Genomic DNA, 4,659 nt, shown 5'->3' with positions numbered 1-4,659 from the left:
CGCCTCAACGACACGGTGCTGGATTACCTGCGGTCCGGTTTGGCTGCCGGCATGAACCTGCCCGACGCGGCGGATCCGTCGCTGGAGACCGTTCGGGTGCTCGCCTGACCCGTAAAAATCGACGAGACCACCCATCGGTCACCGACGACTCCTCGGTGTTATCGAGGTAGTGGCCTTCGGTCCTTGAGCGGTCGCGACAGCACGCGGTTGCCGACGGCCTTGAGAGTGTCCGGCAGGATGCGGCTCGCCCCACCCATCATTCGGGACGATAAGGAACCGGCCAATACCTTCTGATCACCGCGCATCAATGCGTGAAAGCCCTGCCGCGCTACCTGGGCTGGGTTGTCTTTAGGCATCTTTCCCATGACGGATTGGGTCATCTTCGCGCGGCTGAAGAAATTGGTATCCGTCGGCCCGGGCATCAGCGCAGTGACAGTGATTGCGGTGTTGCGCAATTCGTCGCGGAGCGCTTCGGCGAACGATTGGACGAATGACTTCGACGCGTTGTACACCGGCTGGTAGGAGCCCGGCATCTCTGACGCGATCGACGACGTGAACAACACCTTGCCCTCGTGTCGGTTCGCCATGTCGCGCACCACGAGCTTCGCCAGATGTACGGTCGAGCGCACGTTGAGATCGACGATGCTGAGGTCGTCGGCAAGCTCGCTCTTGAGGAACATCTCCCCGCGCCCCACACCGGCATTGAGCGCCGCGGCGGCCAGCACGCGGTCGCCCTCGATCGTGCTCTGGTACAAGTGCTCGACCCCTTCCGCCGTCCGCAGGTCCACCTGGACGGGCTGCACGACTGCGCCGGATGCGGAAAGTCTGCGGGGAACGTCATTGATCGCGTCGTCTTCTGCGGCTACTACCAGGTCGTAGCCGTGCTCGGCGAACTGCTTTGCAAGCTCGGAACCCGATGCCGCTCGACGCGCCGGTGATCAGTGCCCACTTGTGCTTTGGTCATGAGCCGACGGCTACCCGTCGCTGTTGCCATCAAACATTCCGTGGTGGAAAACCAAGCGGCCCCAGGGAAAACCGGTTCAAGAATTCTAAAAGCCCAGCCGCCCAAGCTGTTTGGGGTCGCTCTGCCAGTTCTTGGCGACCTTGACGCGCAGGTCGAGATAGACCTTGGTGCCCAGCAGCTTCTCGATCTGGGCGCGCGCTGCCGTGCCCACTTCCCGCAGCCGGGCGCCGCCCTTCCCGATCACGATCCCCTTCTGGCTGTCCCGCTCGACGTAGAGGATCGCGTGCACGTCGATCAGGTCGTCTCTCCCTTCGCGGGGGCTGACCTCGTCGATCACCACCGCCAGCGAGTGGGGCAGCTCGTCGCGGACGCCCTCCAGGGCGGCCTCGCGGATAAGCTCACCCATCAGGACCTCCTCCGGCTCGTCGGTCAGCTCACCTTCCGGGTAGTACGCCGGGCCGACCGGCAACGCCGCCGCAAGCACATCGACCAGCACGTCGACCTGCTCGCCCGTGGCCGCCGACACGGGAACGATTTCCGCCGAATCGCCGGCCAGCTCGCTGGCGGCGACCAGTTGCGCCGCCAGTCGCTCCTTGGAGACCTTGTCGATCTTGGTGACGACCACGACGAGGTTTTGGAGCGTGGACTTGGGCGCGATGGCACGCACCTGCTCGACGATCCACCGGTCGCCGGGGCCGATCGCCTCATCGGCCGGGATACACAGCCCGATGACGTCGACCTCGGCGTAGGTGTCGCGGACCAAGTCGTTGAGCCGCTTGCCCAACAGAGTGCGGGGCCGATGCAGCCCCGGGGTGTCGACCAGGATGATCTGGAAGTTCTCCCGATGCACGATCCCGCGGATGGTGTGGCGGGTGGTCTGCGGCCGGGTCGAGGTGATCGCCACCTTGGTGCCGACGAGCGCGTTGGTCAGTGTCGACTTACCGGTGTTCGGCCGCCCAACCAAACATACGAAGCCCGAACGGAACTCAGCCATGGCCGCCTGACACCGAGCGTGCACGCAGCGCGACTTTGACGCGATGTTCTCGCACTGAGCGCACGTTGGGCGTCACAGCAAGGGCCGCGTCCTCGTCGTCCGACCGCTCAACCATGCTGCCTGGCCTCCTCACCACTGGACGCCTCGGAAGCCTCGGTTTCTTCGGGCATCAGCAGAACGGTGTTGATCCGCACTCGCCCTCGATGATCGGGGCCACCCTCGGCGCGCAGCCGCAATCCGTGCGACACCACCTCCGCGCCGGGCAACGGAACTCGCCCCAACTCCAGGGCGACCAGGCCGCCCACCGTGTCGACGTCGAGGTCATCGTCGAATTCCACACCGTAGAGTTCACCGACGTCTTCGATTGGCAGGCGTGCGGAGACGCGAAACCGCTTGTCGCCCAGGTCTTCTACGGGCGCTGTCTCCGACTCGTCGTACTCGTCGGCGATCTCGCCGACTATTTCTTCCAAAACGTCCTCGATGCTGACCAAGCCGGCGATCGCACCGTACTCGTCGACCAGTAGCGCCATGTGGTTGCGGTCGCGCTGCATCTCACGCAGCAGCGCGTCGAGCGGCTTGGAGTCGGGCACGAACACCGCCGGGCGCATCACTTGCGACACCTTGATGTCCCGGCCACCGCTGGGCGACAGGAGCGTCTGCTGCACAAGGTCTTTCAGGTACACCACCCCGACGATGTCGTCGACGTTCTCGCCGATCACCGGGATGCGCGAATGCCCGCTGCGCACGGCCAGGTTTATCGCCTGACTGGCGAACTTGTCGCTTTCGATCCAGATCATCTCGGTGCGCGGCACCATCACCTCGCGGGCCGGGGTGTCACCGAGTTCGAAGACCGACTGGATCATCCGGCGCTCGTCGGCGGCGACCACTCCCCGCTGCTGGGCCAGATCGACGACCTCGCGCAGTTCGATCTCGGATGCGAACGGCCCGTTCCGCAGGCCCCGGCCGGGTGTCAGCGCGTTGCCGAGGACCACGAGCAATCGGCTGATGGGCATCAACAACCACGAAATCGCCCGCAGCGGAAGGGCAGCCGTCAGCGCAATCGAATACGCGTGCTGGCGACCTAAGGTACGTGGACCCACCCCGATCACTACGAAGCTAGTCACCACCATGATGGTCGCCGCCCCGAACAATGCCCATTTCATCCCGAAGTTGTCGTAAAGGAAGACCACCAGCAATACCGTCGCGGTGATCTCACAGACGATACGCAGCAGCACCATGAGGTTGGTGTAGCGCGGCCGGTCCGTCATCACCTTGGAAAGCGACACCGCGCCGGGCCTTTCGTCCCGGACCAGCTCCTGCGCCCGGGCGAGCGACACCGTGCTGATAGCGGCGTCAATCGCCGCGAAAAGGCCGCCCAGAGCGATCAAAGCAATCGCGCCGACCAGCTGAGCAACACCGGTCAATTGTCGAAATACCTTGACTTGTCCAGCAACCGGCGGTCGCGTTCCTCCTGGCGGTCTTGCTCGTAGGCCTCGACCTGCTCGGCGACCCACTCTTCGAGCAACCGTTCCTGCAGGGCGAACATCTCTTTTTCCTCGTCCGGCTCGCCGTGGTCGTACCCGAGCAGATGAAGCACACCGTGAATCGTCAACAACGCCAACTCATGTCCCAGGCTGTGACCCGCCGCGGCCGCCTGCTCGGCGGCGAATTCCGGGCACAGCACGATGTCGCCCAGCATCGACGGTCCCGGCTCGGGGGCGTCGGGCCGGCCGCCAGGTTCGAGCTCGTCCATCGGAAAGCTCATCACGTCGGTGGGCCCGGGCAGGTCCATCCAGCGCATGTGCAGGTCGGCCATCGCGGCGGTGTCCAACAACACCATCGACAGCTCCGCGCTGGGGTTGACGTCCATTCGGGCGATCACAAACCGGGCGACGCTTACCAATTCCGCTTCGGACACGTCGATGCCCGACTCGTTGGAGACTTCGATGCTCATCGGCGGCTGCGGCCGCCCGAGGCCCGCCGAGCAGCCCGGTTCATCCCCGACCCGGGTTCCTCGTACCTGGCGTACGCGTCGACGATCTCCGACACCAGCCTGTGTCGCACCACGTCGACACTGGTCAGCTCCGCGACGTAGATGTCCTCGACGCTGTCGAGGATGTCGACCGCAGACCGCAGGCCCGACCGGGCGCCGCCGGGAAGATCGATCTGGGTCATGTCCCCGGTGACGACGATCTTCGATCCGAAACCCAGTCGCGTCAGGAACATCTTCATTTGCTCGGCGGTGGTGTTCTGCGCCTCGTCGAGCACGATGAAAGCGTCATTAAGCGTGTTGTGTGTCAGTAAGAAATCTTCAGTCACATACAGGGAGTCGGCCGCGGCAACCTCTATGCACACTGCCTCCTCGGTGCCCGCCGGCTCGATCCGGTGGACGAAACGCATCGGCCGACCCCCGCCAGTTGCGTCGTATCTCGCGGCCTTCCGGGCCAGGCGGAAGGGCACAGTTCCCTCGGGCAAGCGGATATCCAGGACATGCGCATCGGATCGGTGATCTACGTCGCGGCCGCGGGCAGCCCCTGGCTTACGCCCGTCAGCCGCCCTGGTGCGCGAGTAGACGACGCCGCCCAGCGACTGGACCAGGAAAATTACGTCATCGCGGAGCCGAGCGGAAACCGTTACGAATTGGATTCGGCACGTACGCCCCTGCTGGGTGACGGGACCGCCATCCGAGTCCAAGAGACCT

Annotated in this window: 4 protein-coding genes and 2 pseudogenes; 1 reads left to right on the top strand and 5 read right to left on the bottom strand. The window is 64.6% G+C overall.

Annotated elements, in window-relative coordinates; all coding sequences use genetic code 11:
• Nucleotides 1-158: 158 nt before the first annotated feature.
• From JO059_RS20730 to JO059_RS20710, 5 genes and pseudogenes are all read right to left on the bottom strand, one after another.
• A pseudogene (locus JO059_RS20730) lies at nt 159-942 on the bottom strand (SDR family NAD(P)-dependent oxidoreductase).
• Nucleotides 943-1,049: 107 nt separating this feature from the next.
• On the bottom strand, nt 1,050-1,958 hold the full coding sequence (gene era / locus JO059_RS20725; RefSeq protein ID WP_293322202.1) for a GTPase Era: 909 nt from the start codon (nt 1,956-1,958) through the stop codon (nt 1,050-1,052).
• A 107-nt stretch (nt 1,959-2,065) separates the two neighbouring features.
• Nucleotides 2,066-3,382: a hemolysin family protein gene (locus JO059_RS20720; RefSeq protein ID WP_293322200.1), complete on the bottom strand. Its 1,317-nt coding sequence runs from the start codon at nt 3,380-3,382 to the stop codon at nt 2,066-2,068.
• Nucleotides 3,379-3,912 (bottom strand): rRNA maturation RNase YbeY, encoded by a 534-nt coding sequence (gene ybeY, locus JO059_RS20715; RefSeq protein WP_293322198.1) that lies wholly within the window; start codon nt 3,910-3,912, stop codon nt 3,379-3,381. Before ybeY ends, JO059_RS20720 begins: the two co-directional genes overlap by 4 nt.
• Nucleotides 3,909-4,247 (bottom strand): annotated as a pseudogene (locus tag JO059_RS20710) (PhoH family protein); the annotation flags it as partial. The pseudogene JO059_RS20710 and the gene ybeY, both read right to left, overlap by 4 nt.
• Before the next feature lie 201 nt (nt 4,248-4,448).
• Here JO059_RS20710 and JO059_RS20705 point away from each other — a divergent pair.
• The coding region (locus tag JO059_RS20705) for a hypothetical protein (RefSeq protein ID WP_293322196.1) at nt 4,449-4,659 on the top strand (211 nt) is incomplete at its 3' end.

It is taken from the genome of Mycobacterium sp., assembly GCF_019247615.1.
Taxonomy (GTDB): Bacteria; Actinomycetota; Actinomycetes; order Mycobacteriales; family Mycobacteriaceae; genus Mycobacterium.
Note: the sequence above shows the minus strand (reverse complement) of the source record. Positions and strands in the feature narration are given on the sequence as shown.

Coding starts and splice junctions, on each gene's coding strand:
- ybeY (WP_293322198.1), bottom strand. CDS start 3,912: ATGAGCATCGAAGTCTCCAACGAGTCGGGCATCGACGTGTCCGAAGCG.
- era (WP_293322202.1), bottom strand. CDS start 1,958: ATGGCTGAGTTCCGTTCGGGCTTCGTATGTTTGGTTGGGCGGCCGAAC.